Annotated in this window: 16 protein-coding genes; 8 read left to right on the top strand and 8 right to left on the bottom strand. The window is 71.6% G+C overall.

Features of this window, described 5'->3' with window-relative positions; all coding sequences use genetic code 11:
• Window positions 1-48 precede the first annotated feature (48 nt).
• The 8 genes from rpmH to EGX94_RS06490 all read left to right on the top strand — a co-directional run bounded on the left by rpmH (window position 49) and on the right by EGX94_RS06490 (window position 6,821).
• Window positions 49-186: a 50S ribosomal protein L34 gene (rpmH, locus tag EGX94_RS06525; protein WP_021798759.1), complete on the top strand. Its 138-nt coding sequence runs from the start codon at window positions 49-51 to the stop codon at window positions 184-186.
• 7 nt (window positions 187-193) lie between these two features.
• On the top strand, window positions 194-565 hold the full coding sequence (gene rnpA / locus EGX94_RS06520; RefSeq protein WP_021798764.1) for a ribonuclease P protein component: 372 nt from the start codon (window positions 194-196) through the stop codon (window positions 563-565).
• Complete coding sequence (gene yidD, locus EGX94_RS06515) at window positions 562-855, top strand: membrane protein insertion efficiency factor YidD (RefSeq protein WP_021798749.1); 294 nt, start codon at window positions 562-564, stop codon at window positions 853-855. The genes rnpA and yidD overlap by 4 nt, the downstream gene beginning before the upstream one ends.
• 26 nt (window positions 856-881) lie before the next feature.
• Window positions 882-1,940: a membrane protein insertase YidC gene (gene yidC, locus EGX94_RS06510; RefSeq protein WP_051245598.1), complete on the top strand. Its 1,059-nt coding sequence runs from the start codon at window positions 882-884 to the stop codon at window positions 1,938-1,940.
• A gap of 94 nt (window positions 1,941-2,034) precedes the next feature.
• Window positions 2,035-2,643 (top strand): Jag family protein, encoded by a 609-nt coding sequence (locus EGX94_RS06505; RefSeq protein WP_021798761.1) that lies wholly within the window; start codon window positions 2,035-2,037, stop codon window positions 2,641-2,643.
• Window positions 2,644-3,609: 966 nt separating this feature from the next.
• Window positions 3,610-4,188, top strand: coding sequence for a 16S rRNA (guanine(527)-N(7))-methyltransferase RsmG (gene rsmG, locus EGX94_RS06500; protein WP_226906081.1), 579 nt, complete (start codon window positions 3,610-3,612; stop codon window positions 4,186-4,188).
• 906 nt (window positions 4,189-5,094) lie between these two features.
• A complete protein-coding gene (locus tag EGX94_RS06495) occupies window positions 5,095-5,883 on the top strand; it encodes a ParA family protein (protein WP_043123273.1) in 789 nt (262 codons plus the stop codon).
• A complete protein-coding gene (locus EGX94_RS06490) occupies window positions 5,880-6,821 on the top strand; it encodes a ParB/RepB/Spo0J family partition protein (protein ID WP_021798752.1) in 942 nt (313 codons plus the stop codon). The genes EGX94_RS06495 and EGX94_RS06490 overlap by 4 nt, the downstream gene beginning before the upstream one ends.
• 543 nt (window positions 6,822-7,364) lie before the next feature.
• On the opposite strand, the gene trxA is transcribed toward EGX94_RS06490, so the two are convergent.
• The 8 genes from trxA to EGX94_RS06450 form a co-directional block, all read right to left on the bottom strand.
• Complete coding sequence (trxA, locus tag EGX94_RS06485; RefSeq protein ID WP_021798751.1) at window positions 7,365-7,688, bottom strand: thioredoxin; 324 nt, start codon at window positions 7,686-7,688, stop codon at window positions 7,365-7,367.
• A gap of 136 nt (window positions 7,689-7,824) precedes the next feature.
• Window positions 7,825-8,763 (bottom strand): thioredoxin-disulfide reductase, encoded by a 939-nt coding sequence (gene trxB / locus EGX94_RS06480; protein ID WP_021798760.1) that lies wholly within the window; start codon window positions 8,761-8,763, stop codon window positions 7,825-7,827.
• 151 nt (window positions 8,764-8,914) lie between these two features.
• Complete coding sequence (locus tag EGX94_RS06475) at window positions 8,915-10,231, bottom strand: ABC transporter substrate-binding protein (RefSeq protein WP_021798754.1); 1,317 nt, start codon at window positions 10,229-10,231, stop codon at window positions 8,915-8,917.
• Window positions 10,232-10,492: 261 nt separating this feature from the next.
• Window positions 10,493-11,212: a histidine phosphatase family protein gene (locus EGX94_RS06470; RefSeq protein WP_021798758.1), complete on the bottom strand. Its 720-nt coding sequence runs from the start codon at window positions 11,210-11,212 to the stop codon at window positions 10,493-10,495.
• Between the two features lie 265 nt (window positions 11,213-11,477).
• Window positions 11,478-13,223, bottom strand: a complete 1,746-nt coding sequence (locus EGX94_RS06465; RefSeq protein WP_021797296.1) for a protein kinase family protein — start codon at window positions 13,221-13,223, stop codon at window positions 11,478-11,480.
• 95 nt (window positions 13,224-13,318) lie between these two features.
• Window positions 13,319-15,340 carry a DUF6049 family protein gene (locus tag EGX94_RS06460; RefSeq protein WP_123826067.1) on the bottom strand — a complete coding sequence of 674 codons (2,022 nt, stop codon included), beginning with the start codon at window positions 15,338-15,340 and terminating at the stop codon, window positions 13,319-13,321.
• 81 nt (window positions 15,341-15,421) lie between these two features.
• Window positions 15,422-16,903, bottom strand: a complete 1,482-nt coding sequence (locus EGX94_RS06455; protein WP_021797298.1) for an MFS transporter — start codon at window positions 16,901-16,903, stop codon at window positions 15,422-15,424.
• A 371-nt stretch (window positions 16,904-17,274) separates the two neighbouring features.
• A complete protein-coding gene (locus EGX94_RS06450; protein ID WP_021798238.1) occupies window positions 17,275-18,492 on the bottom strand; it encodes a beta-ketoacyl synthase N-terminal-like domain-containing protein in 1,218 nt (405 codons plus the stop codon).

Genomic DNA, 18,492 nt, shown 5'->3' with positions numbered 1-18,492 from the left:
GGCGATGCGAAAAGCCCTTCATCTCATCGAGCACTAGGGAGTCATCCCGTGAGCAAGCGCACGTACCAGCCCAGCAATCGCCGTCGGTCACGCACCCACGGCTTCCGTTCCCGCATGAGGACGCGCGCCGGCCGTGCCATCCTGTCGGCCCGTCGCCGCAAGGGCCGCGCCGAGCTGTCCGCCTGAGCGAGCCGTGTTGCCCGCCCCGGCGCGGCTCCGACGCTCCGAGGACTTCAGGACCACCGTTCGTCACGGCGTACGGGCCGGTCGTCCGACGCTCGTCGTCCATGCCGACCTCGTCGAGCACGTCGTCCCCGAGGACGATCCGCTCCCGGCGCAGGTCGGTTTCGTCGTGTCCAGGAGGGTCGGGAACGCCGTCACCCGCAACCGCGTGAAGCGCCGCCTCCGGCATCTCGCCGCGGCGCGGCTCGAGCAGGGGGCGCGCAGCGACCTGCGCGTCGTCGTTCGCGCGCTCCCCGCGGCGGCCACCAGGCCCGAGCGGCTCGAGGAGGACTTCTCGCAGGCTTGGCGCCGCGCCCTCGAACGGTTGGAGGCGGGGACGTGAAGCACTTGCTCATCGCCTTCGTGAAGGTCTGGCGGACCGTCGTCTCGCCGCTGTACGGCGACGTGTGCAAGTTCTACCCGACGTGCTCGGCCTACGGGCTCGAGGCGCTCCAGCTGCACGGCGCGGTGAAGGGCAGCTGGCTCATCGTGCGGCGCCTGGTGCGCTGCCACCCATGGTCCACGGGCGGGGTCGACCCCGTGCCCGGATCCCCCCTCGCGGCCGGCGCGGACGAGACAGCAGGGGCCGCGGCCCCCACGAGCACTCCCGACGAGTGCATCCCTATGAGGTGAATGAGTTGAACCTTCTCCTGACAATGATGGGCCTGGGCGACATCGGCTCGGCCATCATGCAGCCGCTGTACTGGGCGGTGAGCGGCATCATCGTCGCGGCCCACTGGCTGTTCGCGCAGTTCATGGACCCCGATTCCGGCGCCACCTGGCTGCTGGCCATCGTCCTGCTGACCTGCTTCGTCCGGCTGCTCATGATGCCGCTGTACGCCAAGCAGTTGAACTCCTCGCGTGCCATGCAGTCGGTCCAGCCCAAGCTCGAGGCCCTGCAGAAGAAGTACGGCGCCGACCGCGAGCGCCTGGGCCAGGAGACGATGAAGCTCTATCAGGAGGAGGGCGTCAACCCGGCCTCCTCGTGCCTGCCGCTGCTCATCCAGCTGCCCATCTTCTGGGCGCTGTTCCGGGTGCTCAACTCGGCCTCGCGGGGCACGAACGTCAAGGGCTACTGGCTGAGTCGCGATCCCGATCTGGTTCATTCGTTGAGCAGTGCGCACATCTTGGGCGCCAAGCTGTCGGGCACCTTCTGGCCGATGACGAACGGCTTCGGCCCCACCCAGCTCTTCGCGATGGTGCTCGTCATCGCCATGACTGCGCTCATGTTCTTCCAGCAGCTGCACATGCTTCGGCGCAACATGCCACCGAGTTCGCAGACCGGCCCGATGGCCCAGCAGCAGAAGATGATGCTCTACCTGTTCCCGCTCATGTACCTGTTCAGCGGCGTCGCGATCCCCATCGGCGTCCTCCTCTACTGGCTCACGACGAACATCTGGACGATGGTCCAGCAGTACGTCATCATCCGGAACTATCCGACCCCCGGGACGCCCGCCTACGTCGAGTGGGAGGAGCGCATGCGCGCCAAGGGCCGCGACCCCAAGAAGATCGAGCGCACCCGGGCCGACCGCGCCCGCAAGAAGCCGCGCACCGCTGGCCCGACGGAGACCGTCAAGACGGACGAGAGCGGTCGTGCCGTCGTCAACCGGCAGGGCACCACCCGGCAGACCGCCCGCCGGACGACGAGCGGCGCCCAGCGCCAGGTCGTCCGCCGCCAGCCGGTGCGTCAGACCAAGTCGCAGCGGAAGAAGAGGTGAGGGCCCGCACGGCCGCCGATCCTGAACCACTCGTCCGGCCGACGGACGGACGCAACGACCCCCCAGGGCGCGAGCCCAGTCACGAGGAGGACTCATGAGCGAGAGCACCGAGCACGAGGAACTGGTCGACGAGACCCCCGGAGAGGATGTCGTGGACGGCGCCCCCGCCGAGGGCGCCGACGAGGAGAACACCGCCGAGGCCCCCGCGGCAGATCCCGACGGGCAGCGCTCCCGGAAGGACGAGCGCGAGGAGGAGCTCGTCGCCGAGGGAGACATCGCCGCCGACTACCTCGAGGAGCTGCTCGACATCGTCGACATGGACGGCGACATCGACACCTACACCGAGGGGGACCGGGCCCACGTCGCGGTCGTCACCGAGGACGAGACCCTCGTCGGCAGGGACGGCGAGGTGCTCGAGGCCCTCCAGGAGTTGAGCCGTCTGGCCGTCATGACCGAGACCGGCCACCGCAGCCGCCTCATGCTCGACATCGCCGGTCACCGCGAGAAGCACCGCAAGGAGCTGCAGCTGCTCGCCCAGGACGCCATAAACGAGGTCAACGAGACCGGCGAGCCCGTTCGGCTGTCCTCCATGAACCCCTTCGAGCGCAAGATCGTCCACGACGCCGTCGCGGCGGCCGGTCTGTTCAGCGAGTCCGAGGGCACTGAGCCCCAGCGCCGCGTGGTCGTCCAGCCCGCCCGGTGAGACGGGCCCGGGCCCGACCGACGATCCGGGGCCGGCCGCACGCATCGCTTCGGCCCGGATCCGGCGGGAGGCTCGAGGCCCCGACGCTTCCCTCCTCCGGCCCGCCCCCGTTTCTTCTCCGCTCTCCCTCCCCGGGGGTCTGCGCACTTCGGTCGAGCTCTCTGCTCGGGAACTGAGATTCGAAAGCCACCAGTTAAATTTGTATTTCAACGAGTTTTCTGGGAGCGATTCTGGGCCGAGTTGTCCGGCCTCGGGATCGTCGTTCCCGGCGGGGCCCCGCTCAGCAACGCACTGCCGTGCCGGGCGTCAAGGCGAGGGCCGGAGAGCCGGGGCGCGGTTGTCGCAGACAGTCCCCTCCCGGCGGACCGCGGGCGGACCAGAGGCCCCGGGTCCGTCCTCGACCATGGGCGTCACCGGGGCGGACCGCACCGGCCGACGCCGGACTGGAGCACCGCACGGGGCCGTGCCATCGGACATCGAGGAACGGCCGCTGGGGAGCGCACGGTGGACTGGCGCGCCGGGTGGGGCGACCGGGAGTGCGCCCGGCGAGGACCGTGCTTCCCGACCGATGCGTGGCGCCGCCGTCCCGCGTCCAGGCCGCCCACGCGAACGATCCGGGCGTGGTCGGCCCGCTGTCCTCCACCGTGGGCGGTGACCTCCCCGAGCCCTCGTCTGTCCTCGTCGTGCGGCGATCCGCGGCCCCGGCCCGCTGGTTCCGGGGCCGGTCGGCCCGGCCGGGCCGAGCCCTCGCCCCGTCGGCGGCGACACCTCGGGTGAACGTGCTGACCGGGTTCTTCATGGGGCAGGATGGGGGCGTTCGGGAAGAGGGCCCGGGCAGTTCCCGGAAGGAGCGTCGTGACACAGCCGCACCAGCACAGCGTCGAGGCCGGAGCCCGTGGCGGGGAGACGCGCGAGGACGTGGCCAGGGGCCAGGCGGCTGCACTCCTGCGCGAGAACGATGAGCAGATGAAACGTTATGTCGACATATTGACTTCAGTGGGGGTCACCAGGGGCCTGCTCGGGCCCCGAGAGCCCGCGCGCATCTGGTCTCGGCACATCCTCAACTGCGCGGCCCTGTGCGGGTTGCTCCCTCAGGGGTCCGAGGTCATCGACATCGGCAGCGGTGCGGGCCTGCCTGGCCTCGTCGTGGCGATCGCGCGTCCTGATCTGCGCATCACTCTGCTCGAGCCCATGCTCCGACGCACGACCTTCCTCGGTGAGGTCGTCGAGGAACTCGGCCTGTCCGGCCGGATCACCGTGACGCGGGGGCGCGCCGAGGACTGCACCGGAGCCCATGAGATCGTCACGGCCCGTGCCGTGGCGAGACTCCCGAGACTCCTCGAGTGGACGGTCCGCCTCATCGCCCCCGGTGGCCGTCTCCTCGCTCTCAAGGGGGACTCGGCCCGGAACGAGATCGACGAGGCGGCGCCCCTGCTGAGGGCATCGGGTCTCGTGGCCGACGTCGTCCCCGTACGCGCGCACCCGGACGCCGAGGCGACGAACGTCGTGACGGTGGCCCGTGCACCTCGCGTGCGTCGGCGATGAGGACGGGGTCCCGGTCGTCGGGCCCGTCGCCGGCCGAGCGTCCCCCCGCGCCGTCGGTGAGGCGGCGACGACCCATGGCCGTCTTCTCCGTGGATCGGCTTCCCGTGCCGATGGGGATGCGATTCGCCGCGGACGGTCTTCGGCGGCTTCGTGGCTCCCGTGCGGGTGGAGGAGTGGTCTCCCCACCACGGACCCTCGGGTGGCCGGTTCCGCTCCCGGGCGGGTGGGGATGTGTCACGACCCGCCCGCCCAGATCTCCCGGTGCCATGCGCCTGACACCAGGAATGACTTTTGACAAGGCGTGTCGTCACGACGTTCCGGGGGAGGATCCCGTCTCCCCGTCCCGGTCCCGGACGCTAGGATTGACCTCGTCATTGTCGTCGAGGGATCGGTGGTGTTCGCGTGACGGATGTGCCCCTGGGCTGGCCTCCACTCAAACGGCGCACGTGGACGCGTCCGCTCGGTTATCCCGGCAGCACAGCGCTGCTGGAACAACGACGTGGTGATGTTTCACGTGAAACGTCGGCGGCTTCGACCGGTCCCGCCGGGCACTTCCCCGCCCCGACGAACCCGGGGACCGAGGCTCCCGCCTCTTCTGCGGGGATCCCGACGGTGCCGCTCGTGGACGACCCCGCCGCCGGTCGTGACGATCCGGTTCCCGTGCCGGGCAGTGGAACCACCGGCGACGAGCCGGACGCCGCGCCCGGAACAGGTGCGGCTGCCGTCCTCGGCGTCGACGCCCCGCAGTGGGGGGACTTCGGTGGGTCCAGGCCGGAACCGGCGACCGGTGCGTCCGACAGGACCGCGACGCACGACGAGGGAACGACCGAGCGTCCGCAGGGGCAGGGAACCCTCGGGGATGTTTCACGTGAAACAACGTCGTCCGTCGGACCCCTCCCCAGGCCGGTGACGACGCGCCGCATCGTCGTGGCCAACCAGAAGGGCGGGGTGGGCAAGACGACGACGGCGGTCAATCTCGCCGTCGCCCTCGCCCAGGGGGGCCTCCGGGTGCTCGTCGTCGACATCGACCCGCAGGGCAATGCCTCGACGGCGCTCGGCATCCCCCACGGGGAGGGGACGGCGAGCATGTACGAGGTGCTGCTCGACGACATGAGGCTCGAGGACGCCGTGGTCCGCTCTCCCGAGGCCGAAGGGCTCCTCGTCCTTCCGGCGACCATCGACTTGGCGGGGGCCGAGCTGGAGCTCGTCTCGAAGGTCGCCCGGGAGCAGAAGCTCCTCAAGGCGCTGCGCGAGTACCTGGTGGATCACGACATCGACTACGTCTTCTTCGACTGTCCGCCCTCCTTGGGGCTCCTCACGGTGAATGCCCTTGTCGCAGCGACGGACATCCTCATCCCGATCCAGTGCGAGTACTACGCGCTCGAGGGCGTGACCCAGCTCATGCGAACCATCCAGCTCGTCGGGGGCGAACTCAACCCGGATCTGCGGTTGTGGGCCGTGCTCCTCACGATGTTCGACGGTCGGACGAAGCTCTCGGCCCAGGTCGCCGACGAGGTGCGCGGCCACTTCGGTGAGGAGACCCTCGAGACCGTCATCCCGCGGTCGGTGCGCGTCAGCGAGGCGCCGAGTTACGGCCAGTCCGTCATCACCTACGACGATCACTCGGTGGGCGCCTGCGCCTATCGCACAGTCGCGGCGGAACTCGCCGCCCGAGCAGCTGAGGAGCAGGAATGAGCGCACGAACGGGTGGGCTGGGGCGTGGCCTCGGGGAGCTCTTCCAGCGCACCGACGTCCCCGCGGCGGCACCGGACGCCGGGAGGGGGGACGAGGCCCGTGCCGAGGAGTCCCGGGTCGGGGACCTCGCGTCCGCGACGATGCCCGACGGTTCGTACTACGCCGAACTACCGGTCGAAGCGATCACCCCGAACCCCCGGCAGCCCCGTCAGGTGTTCGGCGAGGAGGAGCTCGCCGAGCTCAGCGAGTCGATCGAGGAGGTCGGCCTGCTCCAGCCCATCGTCGTGCGCAGGATCGATGACGGGCACTACGAGCTGATCATGGGCGAGCGCAGGCTGCGCGCCCACGAGAGGGCCGGCATCGGGACGATCCCCGCGATCGTGCGGAGCACCGATGACTCGAAGATGCTCACCGACGCCCTGCTCGAGAACCTGCACCGTGTGCAGCTGAACCCCCTCGAGGAGGCGGCCGCCTACGAGCAGCTCATGAGCGACTTCGGCATCACCCAGGAGCAGCTCTCGACCCGTATCAAGAAGTCGCGTCCGCACATCTCCAACACGATCCGGCTGCTCAGACTTCCCGCCACCGTCCAGCGCCGCGTCGCCGCCGGCGTCCTGTCGGCCGGCCATGCGCGCGCGCTGCTGTCACTCGACGATCCTCTCGCCGTCGAGAGACTGGCCCAGCGCATCGTCGCCGAGGGCCTCTCCGTGCGCGCGACCGAGGAGATCGTCACGCTCGCCCCGGCCCGCCAGGAGGCGCCGCGCGGCACGAGGAGGGCCAGGACACCGAACCCGCGGGCCGAGTCGATCGCCCACGAGCTCGGCGATCGCTTCGACACGAGGGTCAAGGTGACCATCGGTCGTCGGAAGGGCAGCATCACGATCGACTTCGCCGGTGAGGACGATCTCGAGCGGATCCTCGGCATCCTCGGGAAGTGACCGGGCACGGGCCCGGCCCGGCGCCCCCGGGGCCGGCCGATCCGTCGAGAGCACCCGGACCATGCCGATGCCTCGGCGTCCGCCACGGCGATCCCGGTCGGGCCCTGAGCTCCGGCCATGGCAACGAATTGATTTATCGACAAATCGAGGTCCAGTCGGCGGAACCGACCCACAGCATTTCCGGGTGCCACCGGCCTCGACATCCCCGCGCAGCGGCGCCGGGGTCGCGAACGGACGGGACGTCCTGGGTTGTACGGGACCGGCGCTGCGCGTCGGGGCCCGAGGGCCTGAACGGTCACGGACGGTGCGGCTCGGCCGACGCGGAGCGGATCGGGCGGGTGGGACCATCGACCACGGCACCTCCGCCGGCCTTCGGACGCGGGGCCGACCGCGGAGAGGCGATGCGCGTGGGACGCACCGGCGCCTCATGGCGGGGCCGAGCATGCGGAACCGATCCGTGAGGCGGCCCTGGTGCGGAGTGCGGTGCCGGTCCCCGCGGCTCGCCCGCGCGGTCTCCGGCGCGCGGAGACGCGTCGAGGGGAGTCAGAGGAACTCGTCGAGGACCTTGAGCAGACCCGCACGGGTCTTGGCGCCCTGGAACTGCGCGACGAGCCGGCCGTCGCGGTAGATCTGCACGGTGGGCAGCCCGAGGACGCCCTGCTGGGTCGGCACGACCGTGTTCGCGTTGGTGTCGAGCTTGACGAAGTTGATGCGGTCGCCGTACTCCTCGCTGAGTTCGTCGAGGATGGGGCTCATGCGTTTGCAGGGGCCGCACCAGTCGGCCCAGAAGTCGACGAGGGTCGGCTTGTCCGATCCGAGGACGACGTCGTGGAAGGTGGCGTCGGTGACGTCGATCACGTTGCTCATGAGACTCCTCCTGCCCGGCTGGTCGAGCGTGCGGCCTCCATCCTACGGAGCCGGTCGCGGCGGGGCCGGGAGGCGGCGCCGGACCCGGCGGGGGAGCAGGCCACCGGGGGGCGGGGCCGTGGACCTGCCCGCGGGGTCAGGACTGGAGGGAGGCGAGGTGGTTCTCGGCGTCCAGGGCAGCGCGGCAGCCCGTGCCGGCGGCCGAGATGGCCTGCCGGTAGACGTGGTCGACGAGATCCCCGCAGGCGAAGACGCCGGGCAGGTCGGTGCGCGTCGAGGAACCCTCGACGAGGACGTAGCCGGCCTCGTCGAGGGCCACCTGGCCCTTGAACAGCTCGGAGCGGGGCACCGAGCCGATGGCCTCGAACAGGCCCTCGACGGCCAGCTCGCGTGTGGAGCCGTCTCTGGTGTCCTGAAGGGTCACGGACTCGAGCCGGTCGTCGCCGTGCAGGTCGACGACGACCGAGTTCCAGGCGAAGTCGATCTTGGGGTTCTTCTTCGCCCGCTCGACCATGATCTCGGAGCCGCGCAGCCGGTCGCGACGGTGGATGAGCGTCACCGAGTCGGCGAAGCGCGTGAGGAAGAGGGCCTCCTCGAGGGCGGCGTCGCCGCCGCCGACGACGGCGATCGGCTTGCCGCGGAAGAAGAAGCCGTCGCACGTGGCGCACCAGCTCAGGCCCTTGCCGGAGTAGCGCTCCTCGGCCGGGATGCCGAGATGGCGATAGCCGGAGCCGGTCGCCAGGATGACGGTCCGCGCCCGGTGGACGGCGCCCGTGCCGTCCGTGACGGTCTTCACGTCGCCGGCGAGATCGACCTCGGTCGCGTCGTCGGTGATGAACTCGGCGCCGAAGCGCTCGGCCTGGCGGCGCATGCCGTCCATGAGCTCGGGGCCCTGGATGCCCTCGGGGAAGCCGGGATAGTTCTCCACCTCGGTCGTCGTCATGAGCGCGCCGCCGGCGTCGAGCGAGCCCTCGAGGACGAGCGGGGACATGCCCGCCCGCGCGGTGTAGATGGCCGCGGTGCAGCCCGCGGGGCCGGAGCCGATGATGATGACGTCACGGAGCTGGTCGTTCATGGTTGCCTTTCTCGTCTCTGGCCGACGGGCGGTGGTCCGAGCCTACGCGGTGCCGGGACGGTCGGGGCCCTGGCCGTCCCCCGGCGCGGGTCGTGGTTGGGGAACGCGGTGGGCGGCGGTCTCATTCCGCTGTCGGCGCCCCGGGCCCCGTTCAGCCGGCGTTCTTGGAGTCCGTGACGACCCGGGCCAGGTTGCCGATCGCCGCGTCGGCCGATTGCTTGCCCTCGAGCGTCATGCGCAGCTGGCCCTCGACGACCGGGCGGAGGTCGAGCCAGGCGTCGCTGCCGCCGAGCATGACGCCGGCGTGGTCGATGCTGGCCAGACCGGCGTTGGCGATCCGATTGGACGAGAGCTCGCTCGTCACGAGCAGGCCCGTGCGTGAGGGGATCGCCGGAATCATCGCCGCCGTCGTCGACAGCGGCTGGTCCTCGAGGCAGTAGTGGAGGAACTGGAAGGCGACGTCCTGGTAGCAGCTCTGACGCGAGACGCTCAGGACGGTGCCGGTGCGCAGGATCGACGGCTCGCCGCCGGCATCGCCCGGGGGCATGGGGAAGAAGGCCATGTGGGCCTCGTCGCCGAGGCCCGCGCCGTTCAGCTCGTCCCAGGTGGCGGTGCCCATGGGGGCCATGGCGGCCCTGCCCTGGGCGATGAGGCGCGGCTCGCCCGTGCCGGGCACCGACGACGGATCGGCTGTCCCGTCATTGACGAGGCCGGCCAGGAAGTCGAGGGCCTTCGCGCCCGTGCCGTCGTTGAAGCCCAGGTCGCCCTCCTCGGTGAACAGCCTGCCGCCGTAGGCGCCGACGAGGTTGGCCCAGGTGCGCACCAGACCGGGGCCGAACGGGTCGAAGCCGCTGAAGCCCTCGCCGTTGAGCTGCTTGGCCATCTCGCGCAGCTCGTCGAGCGTCTTCGGGGGCTCGGTGATGCCGGCCTGCGTGAGCAGGTCGACGCGGTAACCGACGACTTGGAGGTCCATCGCGTAGGGCACGCCGAACAGCTCGTCGTCGATGCGGCAGCTGGGCAGGAAGCGTTCGTCGACGCCGAGGTCGGCGAGCAGGTCGGCCGGGAGGGGCTCGAGCGCGTTGCGACGGCGCAGAGCGTGCAGCCAGCCGTACTCGGGCATGAGGACGTCGGCCAGGATGCCGCCGGTCAGGGCCGTGAGGATCTTGTCGGGCAACTTGTCGCTCGTCGTGTAGGTGGTGGCCATCTGGTAGGCGCTCGTGCCGAAGAAGCCGGTGAGGACGTTGTTGGCGTAGCGGTCCTGGAGCTCGCCCGTGCCGAGCAGTGCCGAGAGCATCGACAGGGTGCCTGAACCGGTGCTCTTCGCGTCGTGCCAGTCGGGGCTGGCCGAGGGGCTCGCGCCGGTGGCGGTGGGCCGGGAGTCGTCGTTGCCGTCGCGGCAGGCGCTCAGCGCGGCCGCGGCCAGGGCGGCGGCGCCGATCCTCAGCAGCTTCCTGCGTTGCAGCCGCACGGGTGCCTCCTTGTGCCGGTGATGCCCGGAGCCCCGTGCCCGGGGCCGGCGTCCGATCCGACTCTACCGTCGACGCCGCTCCGGCCGTCCATGGTGCTCTCTTGCGAATGTCGAAGAGAGACGGATACGAGGGGATCGGCGCCGATCGACGATTATCATGATGTCTACTTTTTACGTAATAAAAATGGATACGGAATGATCACCCAGGCGGCCGCCCGTCGGGGGCAGACGCGCCCCGGCACGGCGGCGACCGGGCCGCTCTCAGTGGGTCTGCTCGTCAGGGGGCAGATGGTCGAAACGGTTGATCCAGTGGATCACGGTCTCGCCGGCCCCCTCGTAGGGCTCGGGGGCGGGCAGTCCGGTCTCGAGGTGGGCCGTCGCCGTGTTGAGCATGGTGACCCACGGGTCGGGGGCGCCCTGCACGCTGGCCGCACCCATCGAGGCGCGCAGCAGGTACTGGATGATCCATTCGTGGCAGATGAGGCCGACGACCCGGTCGTCGGCGTGGAAGCGGCGCTCCAGGTCGGCGAAGAGGGCGAAGCCGCGGCCCTGCGCCTGGGCCGGGGCCTCGACGTACTCGCCCTTGTCGTACCAGCCGTCGTCGTCGACGTCGACGGGCACGACGACGCGCTCGTTCACCTCGCGCAGCGCGCTGGCGCCGGCCCCGCGCTCGGCCACCGGCGCGCTCGGCGGACCGCCGTACAGGCCGCCGACCTCGTAGGCGTCGGTGAGCAGCTCGACCGGTACGTCCAGCTCCTCGCTGACCGGCACGGACGTCTGGACGGCCCGCACCATCGGCGAGCACAGCAGCACCTGCGGGCGCGGCAGCAGACCGTCCGCGAAGGCCTGCGCCAGACGGCGGGCCTGCGTGCGGCCCAGCGCGGTGAGCAGGGGATCGGCGCTGCGCCCCGCGAAGGCGTGACCCGCGGCGGTGAGCACATTGTTGGACGACTGACCGTGGCGGATCAGGAGGAGCTTCACAGGGCGCAGTGTATTCGGCGGGCCCGACGCAGGCGGGGCCCCGGGCCCTGGGAGGGCGATGCCGGGGGGTCGGCCACCGGGCGGGCGGTGTCCAGCCGTGTCGGAGGGCCGCGGCGGCGGGGCCGCCGGCGCTCCCCGCGGGGCCTCGCGGGGCGGGGACCCGGACGCCATGATCCCGCGCGAGGGGCGCTCCTGCGAGGGGGCGGGTCGCGGTCCGCCGCGCCTCACCGGGACCGCGGCGGTGCGGGCGCGTCTCGTGGGCGGCTCAGGCGGTGACCGCGATCTCGCTGATGCCGCCCTGCCAGCCGCCGTCGACCCGGGGCAGGCTCGTGAGGTAGACGAGAACGTAGCGGGTGGTGGGCCCGTCGTCGAAGGAGAACCGGGTCGTCGCGCCGGCCCCGTAGTCGGTGGCGACCGTCGTCCAGTCGTTCACCGTCGCGCGCGAGGGGTTCTCGGCGTCCCTGGGCGTCATGATCTGGACGGCCGTCGGTTCGCCGACGAACCGGATGTCCAGCCCGTCGAGCCCGACCGGGCGTCCCAGGTCGAGCAGCAGCCCCGTGCCCGGCTTGAGACCGCTGAAGGTCGCCGAGCCGGTGTACAGATCGGTGCGCCAGACGGTGCCCGCGTCCGAGTCGGCCACGAGGGCGGCCTCGGCGGCGTTCTCGCCGCCCTCGCCGCCGTCGGCGGTCGGGTCGAAGGACTCCGCGGTGAAGGCCACGGGCCCGGGGGCCGGCGTGGCGCTCCGCTCCGCAGCGGCCCGGCGGGCGGCGTTGTCGTTGTGCCTGATCGAGCCGATCATGCCCGGCACCGCGATGACGAGCATCGCCGTGACGTACAGAGGGGCCATCCAGCGCAGCAGCCGGTAGAGGCGCGTGCCCTCCCAGGAGTTCCCGCGCTCGCGGGCCCGGGCCTCGGCCTGCGCCTGGTGCTCCTTCTCGTCCCGGATGCGGGCCGCCGCCTCGGCGCGCTCGGCGAGCAGGGCCTCGCGCTGCTCGGCCGCCTCGCGGGTGATGCGCTGCACCTCGGCCTGCTCGACGAGGTCGTCTCCGACGAGCGGCTCCTGCACGGGCTCGGCGAGCGCGTGGACCCGCGGCGTCATGCCCGTGCCGGTCGTCCCGGCGCGCCCGGCCAGCGCGCGCACCCGCTGCTCCAGATCGCCATCGGGGTCGGCGGCGCCGATGACCCGGTTCATGGCGCGCACGATCTGGTCGACGCTGCGGATCCGGTTGGTCCCGGCGCGCGGGGTGAGGATCGAGACGCACACGGCGTCGAGCGGGGCCGGCACCGACTCCTTGATGGTCGCCGGCGGCACCCAGCGGGGCGTGTTCGAGACCTCCGGCGAGGTCATCGGCGCGGCAACCAGGCCGAACTCCTTGGTCTGGGGCCGCTCGGCGGGCACCGGCCAGCGCTGGGTCAGGCAGGCGTAGAGGATCTTGCCGAGCGCGCGCACGTCCTCGGCCTCCTGGAGCGCCGGCTCGCGTCCGGGGATCGCGGCCTCGCCGGACAGGGCCGCGTCGATGAGGAAGCCGACGACCTTCACGTTGCCGTTGGGCGTGATGATGATGCTCTCGGGCGTGAGGCGGCGGTGGAAGATGCCTCGGGCGTGCATGGGCGAGAGCGCGTCGGCGATCTCGCGGACGACGAAGGCCGACTCGACCCCGCTCAGCGCCCCGTACGAGAGCAGCTCGCGCAGCCGCGTGCCGGGGCTGTCCTCGCAGACGATGAAGGGGATCGGCTCGTCGAGGGCGTCGAGGACCCTCAGGAACCGCGAGTCGGTGGCCACCGAGGCGCGCCGGGCGGCCGAGAGGACCTCCGGCGTCGTGGGCGCCCGGGGATCGAGGACGTGGACGATCACCGACCTCGAGAGCATCGCGTCATGGCCGCGCCAGGTGGTGGCGAAACCGATGACGTCGAGCTGCTCGTCGAGGTGGTAGCGCTCGGCGAGCACGTCGCCGCCGGCGGGCGCGGCCGCCGGACCGCCGGGCCGGGGCCCCTGCTGCGCTCGCTCCATGTCATTCCTCGCTGCCTGGCCGGCCTGGTCGGCTGGACTGGTCCCAGTGTGCCCTCGAATCGACCGGGCGCCCGACCGGCCCGCCGAACGGCTCCTCACTCCGCGGCCCGTCTGCCGCGGGCCGCGTCTTCCACGGCCCGGGCGCGTTCGTGACGCACCTGCTTGACGCGCAGGGCGGTCGCCGCCATGAGGACTATGCCCGAGGCGATGATGATCACCCAGGCGACGCGCCCCGAACTGTTGGCCGAGACGACGAACTCGCTGCGCGGCCCGAGCTCGGTGGCGTGCTCGCCGGTGGTCATGACAACGGCGTTCATCTGCACGTCACCGTTGCTCGTCGCCCGCGGGGCGATGCGCACGGTGACCGACTCGCCCGCCCCGATCTCGAGCACGTCGGTGTCGTCGATGGAGATGCGTCCCGGATTGTCGGACGCGAAGTGGATGCGCACCCTGACCGGAACGCTCATGGTGTTGGTGACCGACACGGGCAGGGCGCTGTCGTCGTCGGGGATGACGAGACGCTCGCTGATGTGGACGCTCACCTCGCCCGAGGAGAGCGCCTGGCTGATCGGCGCGAGGGCCGTCCGGACGTACTCGTCCGCGTCGGCGTCGCTGGGGAAGGACGAGCTCCACGCGGCCAGCGTCAGGGCGTCCGCGTCGATGCCCGGGCCCCGGCCGGTGAGCTCCTCGTAGACGCCGAGGTCGCCGCGGGCCGTGCGCTCGGGCCCGGAGCGGTCGGTCGGGCTGCTCGGCGCCGTGTCCTGGGCGCTGGTCGTGACCGGCTGCTGCGAGGCGGTGAGCTCGTCGACGGTGACGCGGGCGCGCCCGTCGGCGCCGGCCAGTTCGGCTCGGGCGGCGTCCGCCGTGGCGACGACGTCGACCGCCGGGGAGCCCGACAGCGAGTAGACGAGCTGCTCGGCCCGCAGGCGGGCGGCGCGCTGGGCGTCGGAGTCCGAGCCGTCCCCGGCGCTGCCCTGGGCGATGGACTCGTGGGTGGCCAGCATCGCGAGGTCGTCCACCCGGTAGTACTCGCCGTCGGCGTCGAGATCGGGGGCCAGGACGAGTCCGGGGTCGACCCCGTCGAGGAGGTCGACGATCGCCTGCGAGGTGGACGAGCCGTCCGTGACGACGGCCAGGGGCAGGACGGCCAGCGGGTGGGCGGCCGGCAGGGCGTCCTCCGCGGCGCCGACGAGCTCGCCCCGCCCGGCGGCCGCAGCGGCGGTGACGTCGGGGGAACCGTACAGGGTGCGGTGGCTGCGCCCGTTCGCGGCGATGCGCCGCAGCCGGTCGAGGAACGAGGCGGCCGCCGCCTGGCCGGTGCCGTCGGCGGTCGTGCCGGGCCCGGTGCGCACCTGGTAGCCGGACGACATGGCCGTCAGCTCGTCCCACAGGAGCGGGTCGATGAGGCTCGAGACGTCGTCGGCCTCCGCCAGGTCGGCGATGAGGTCGAGGCGGCCGCCCCCGGCGATCTCGGCGGCCAGGTGGTCGTCGGTGAGGACGGCCTGGCCGGCCGCGCCGTCGTCGGTGGAGGGCACGAGCGAGGGCGCGCTGGACAGCACGGCGACTGTCGCCGCTTGGTAGCCGCCCTCTCCCGGGCAGGTGATGACGGTGCGGGCCGAGGCGATGAGCCCCCCCTCGGCGTCGACGAGCATCGCCCCCACGAGATAGGCGCTGGAGGCGCTCATGAGACCGAGCGCCTCGGACGAGGCCCTGAGCGAGTACGGGGCCGACGCCCCGGCGTCCAGGTCGGCGACCGTCGCGGACGCCTCGGCACCGGGCACGGGCGGGGTGCTCGTGACGTCCTGCTCGGCGGACAGCGCGTTGCTGAGGGCGTCGCCGTTGGTGATGGGCCCGCGGGCGCTCCACAGGCGCACCGTGGCTCCGGCGAGCCGGTTCGGGCCGGTGTTCGTGAGCGTCCCGGAGAGCGTCACCTCGCTCGGGACGCGGACGGTCGCCGGGTCCAGACCGGTGATCGTGAGGTCGGCGCTCGTGCCGTCGGCGGACGCCGGCGCGGCGCCCGCGCCGAGCAGCCCCGCGACGAGGGCGAGCAGCACCGCCAGCGCGACCGGCCAGGACGGCCGGGCGCGCCGGGTCTGCGCGGACGCGGCTGAGTGCACCCGCTCATCGTAGGCGGTGGACATGTGAGCGGGACGCGCGCTCGCCGTGCCCATGCCGGCGCCCATCGAGCGGCTCCGCGCCTACGCCCGGCGTTCCTTGAGGGCGCCGCGGCCGAGGCTCACGCGGTCGAAGACGGCCAGTGCCAGCGAGATCGCGATGAACACGGTGATCGCCGCATAGGCGCTCGTGAGGGCCCTCGTCCAGCCCGAGGAGACGAGCGAGTAGAAGATGGCGGTCGTCACGGCGTTGCCGATGGCCGTCGTGATGCGCTCGGCCGTGGACTTGACGCCGCCCGCGACACCGCCCTCGGCCGGGGGGATCTCGATCATCGAGAGGGTCTGGATGCAGCCCGTCATGCAACCGTTGCCGAAGCCGATGAGGGTCAGCGGGGCCATGAGCCACCAGAAGCTGTACCCGTGCTCGATCGTGAAGGCTGCCGTGGCCGCCGTGAGGACGACACCGGCCACCATGCACGACAGGCCGACGATGACGATGGTGCGGCCCTTGGCCAGCGCCATGCGCCCGGTGGCGATCGAGGTGACGGCCGAGACGAGCGCGTTCGGCAGGCCGATCATGCCGGCGGCGAGGGCCGAGGCGCCCATGCCGTTCTGGATGAACAGGGCCACGAGGACGAAGACCGAGGTGCCGCCGAGGAACTGCATGCCGCTGATGGCGGTGGCGTGGGTGAAGGAGCGGTGGCGGAACAGCGCCAGGTCGACCATCGGCTGACGGCCGCGGGCCTTGTAGGAGCGTTCCCAGCGCACCCACAGCCACATGAGCGCGGCGCCGGGGGCCAGGAGGGCGAAGGACGGGCCCGTCTTGATCATGAACGGCAGCATGATGCACAGCACCGCCGCCATGAGCAGGGTGATGGCGAGCGGGTCGAGGTCGAGATGGCGGGCCCGCGCCGTGCCCTCGCGCCGCTCGCGGGCCCGGCGCCGCTCGCTCTCGAAGGGGAACCAGCGCAGCGCCAGGACGATGCCGAGCAGGCCCAGCGGGAAGTTCCAGATGAAGGAGGCGCGCCAGCCGTTCTCGGGGCCGACCATGCGGATGATGATGCCCGTGAGCAGCGGGCCGGCCGTCACCGACGCCGAGATGACGAGTCCGAAGACACTGAACGCTTTCGCGCGGGCCTGGCCCTTGAAGTACTGCTGGATCATGCCGATCGTCTGCGGATTGTAGACGCCGGCGCCGAAGCCCTGCGCGATGCGGGCCAGGTTGAGCAGATGGGGGTTGTCGACGACGCCGCACGCCAGCGAGCCGAGGCTGAAGATGGCCACGCCGATGATCCAGAGGGTGCCGCGCCCGAGCACGTCGCCGATGCGGCCGGCGGCGACGAGGACCATGCCGAACAGCAGCGCGTAACCCGAGAGCATCCACTGCATCGAGGTGTTCGAGGCGCCGATCGCCGTTTCGATGGTCGGCAGCGCGACGTTGATCGACGAGACGGCCATGAGCTCCATGGCCAGCAGGATCATGAGGGTGAACAGGATCTTCATGCGGTTGAAGACCCTCGGGGAGTCCTCGATGCGGATGAGATGGTTCTCCGTGTTGAAAGGCACTTGTTCCTTCGTTCCCCTCGTCGGCTCCGGCGCCGGCCGGCGACCCGCCGGCTGCCCGGATCGTCCGATGCGACCGCCTGACGACCGGCTCAATTATCGGACCCGGGTTCAAGCCGGCCGTCGAGGGCGCGTCCCCGACGGCCGGGCCCGACCGGCGCCGTGCGGCCCCGTCGCGCGGCCCTGGCGCGCGACGGGGGCATCGGGGACCCGCGCCCGGGCCCGGCCGCCTCCCGCCGTCCTACGGCCCGGGCGCGCGGGCCGGGCGCCGTCTCACCCCGACGGCGGGGTCCCGGAGATCACGGAGAACGGCCGCGACCCCGCCGCGGACGGACGAGCCGTCCTGGGCCGCGACCGACGAGTCCGTCCGCGCCTCATCCGTCCGCGGCCGACAGCACGAGCCCGGAGATCCTGCTTCCGAAAAGGCTCCGGTGCAGGATGAGGACGTTCCTGATGGTCCGGTCCTCGGTGTCGTCCCCGACGAACCACTCCTCGTGGTTCTCCGCGGCGCTGCAGGCGAGCCCCGGAACCTGCTGATGCCGCAGGCAGAGCACGGCGGTGATGATGTTGGTGATGATGCTGAAGCTGATTCCGTAGCCCGTGATCGGGTTCGGCGTGTAGATCAGCCCCCGAGCGGTCGGGAGGAGCCCGGTGACAGCGGCGAGTTCCGAGTCCGTCGTGCTCGGGTCGCCGTCCGCCGTCGGGATGACCAGGTCGATGTCCGAGAGGCCGATGCGCGCCCTGTCGACGAGCCCGGTGATGAGCCTGCGGTACTCGGCGTCGATGCGGGCGTCGCGGGAGAACAGCGCCCTGCCCGCGTTCAGGGTGCCGATGGCGGTCACGCTGGCGAGGGGGGTCGCTCCCCTCTCGACCGCGACCCGCGGGTCCTCGACCCCGATGACGGCGCCGCCGTTGCTGGGCGCGAATCCGGTCCGTCGCGCGGAGAACGGCTCGTACTCGGTGTCGCAGAAGGTCAGGGAGTCCGCGCAGTAGTCGACGAGCAGATCCAGGGGGACCGCCTCCGCCGCGCCGACGAGGACAGCCCTGTTCCGCCCGCCCTCGATCGTCTGGGACGCGAGGTCCAGGGCGTCGGATCCGATGCACGACCCCGTCGTGACGGCGCAGTTCTCCCCCCTCGTGCCCAGGGCGCAGGAGATCTCCCCCACACTCGATCCGAAGTAGAACGCCATGCCCGTGCGCGGGGATATCCTCTTCGGCCTGCCCTCGACCACCTTCATCACCTGCTTGATGCCGAAACCTATCTGCGCGAAGGCCGTCCCCATGATGACGCCGATGTCCGAGGGGTCCAGATGATTCTGCGAGGAGAGCCTCCGGATGGACATCGCCTCCGCGCAGTCGAGCGCGGTCGTCGTCGCGTAGATGATCTGGTCGTCCATGTACCGGGTGCGTCTGCCGAGCTCGGGGTACCTGTCCAGCGGCACCCTCGCCGGCACCGAGGACAGGAACCGCTTCCCCGAGGGCCGCGAGTGGTGCCTGAGTGAGCTCGATTTCGCGATCAGTCCGTCCCAGAGGGAATCGGCCCCACTGGTGCCCCCGGACGAGTATCCCAGGCCGGTCACGTGCAGTCTCAT

Origin of the sequence: Propionibacterium acidifaciens (assembly GCF_003798325.1) — a bacterium.
Classification (GTDB): domain Bacteria; phylum Actinomycetota; class Actinomycetes; order Propionibacteriales; family Propionibacteriaceae; genus Propionibacterium; species Propionibacterium acidifaciens.
Note: the sequence above shows the minus strand (reverse complement) of the source record. Positions and strands in the feature narration are given on the sequence as shown.

What these genes read in the sequence shown, in the direction of transcription:
- trxA (WP_021798751.1), bottom strand. Translation starts at nt 7,688, where the DNA reads ATGAGCAACGTGATCGACGTCACCGACGCCACCTTCCACGACGTCGTC.
- rsmG (WP_226906081.1), top strand. Translation starts at nt 3,610, where the DNA reads ATGAAACGTTATGTCGACATATTGACTTCAGTGGGGGTCACCAGGGGC.
- EGX94_RS06505 (WP_021798761.1), top strand. Translation starts at nt 2,035, where the DNA reads ATGAGCGAGAGCACCGAGCACGAGGAACTGGTCGACGAGACCCCCGGA.
- EGX94_RS06490 (WP_021798752.1), top strand. Translation starts at nt 5,880, where the DNA reads ATGAGCGCACGAACGGGTGGGCTGGGGCGTGGCCTCGGGGAGCTCTTC.
- trxB (WP_021798760.1), bottom strand. Translation starts at nt 8,763, where the DNA reads ATGAACGACCAGCTCCGTGACGTCATCATCATCGGCTCCGGCCCCGCG.
- EGX94_RS06465 (WP_021797296.1), bottom strand. Translation starts at nt 13,223, where the DNA reads ATGGAGCGAGCGCAGCAGGGGCCCCGGCCCGGCGGTCCGGCGGCCGCG.
- EGX94_RS06450 (WP_021798238.1), bottom strand. Translation starts at nt 18,492, where the DNA reads ATGAGACTGCACGTGACCGGCCTGGGATACTCGTCCGGGGGCACCAGT.
- yidC (WP_051245598.1), top strand. Translation starts at nt 882, where the DNA reads ATGGGCCTGGGCGACATCGGCTCGGCCATCATGCAGCCGCTGTACTGG.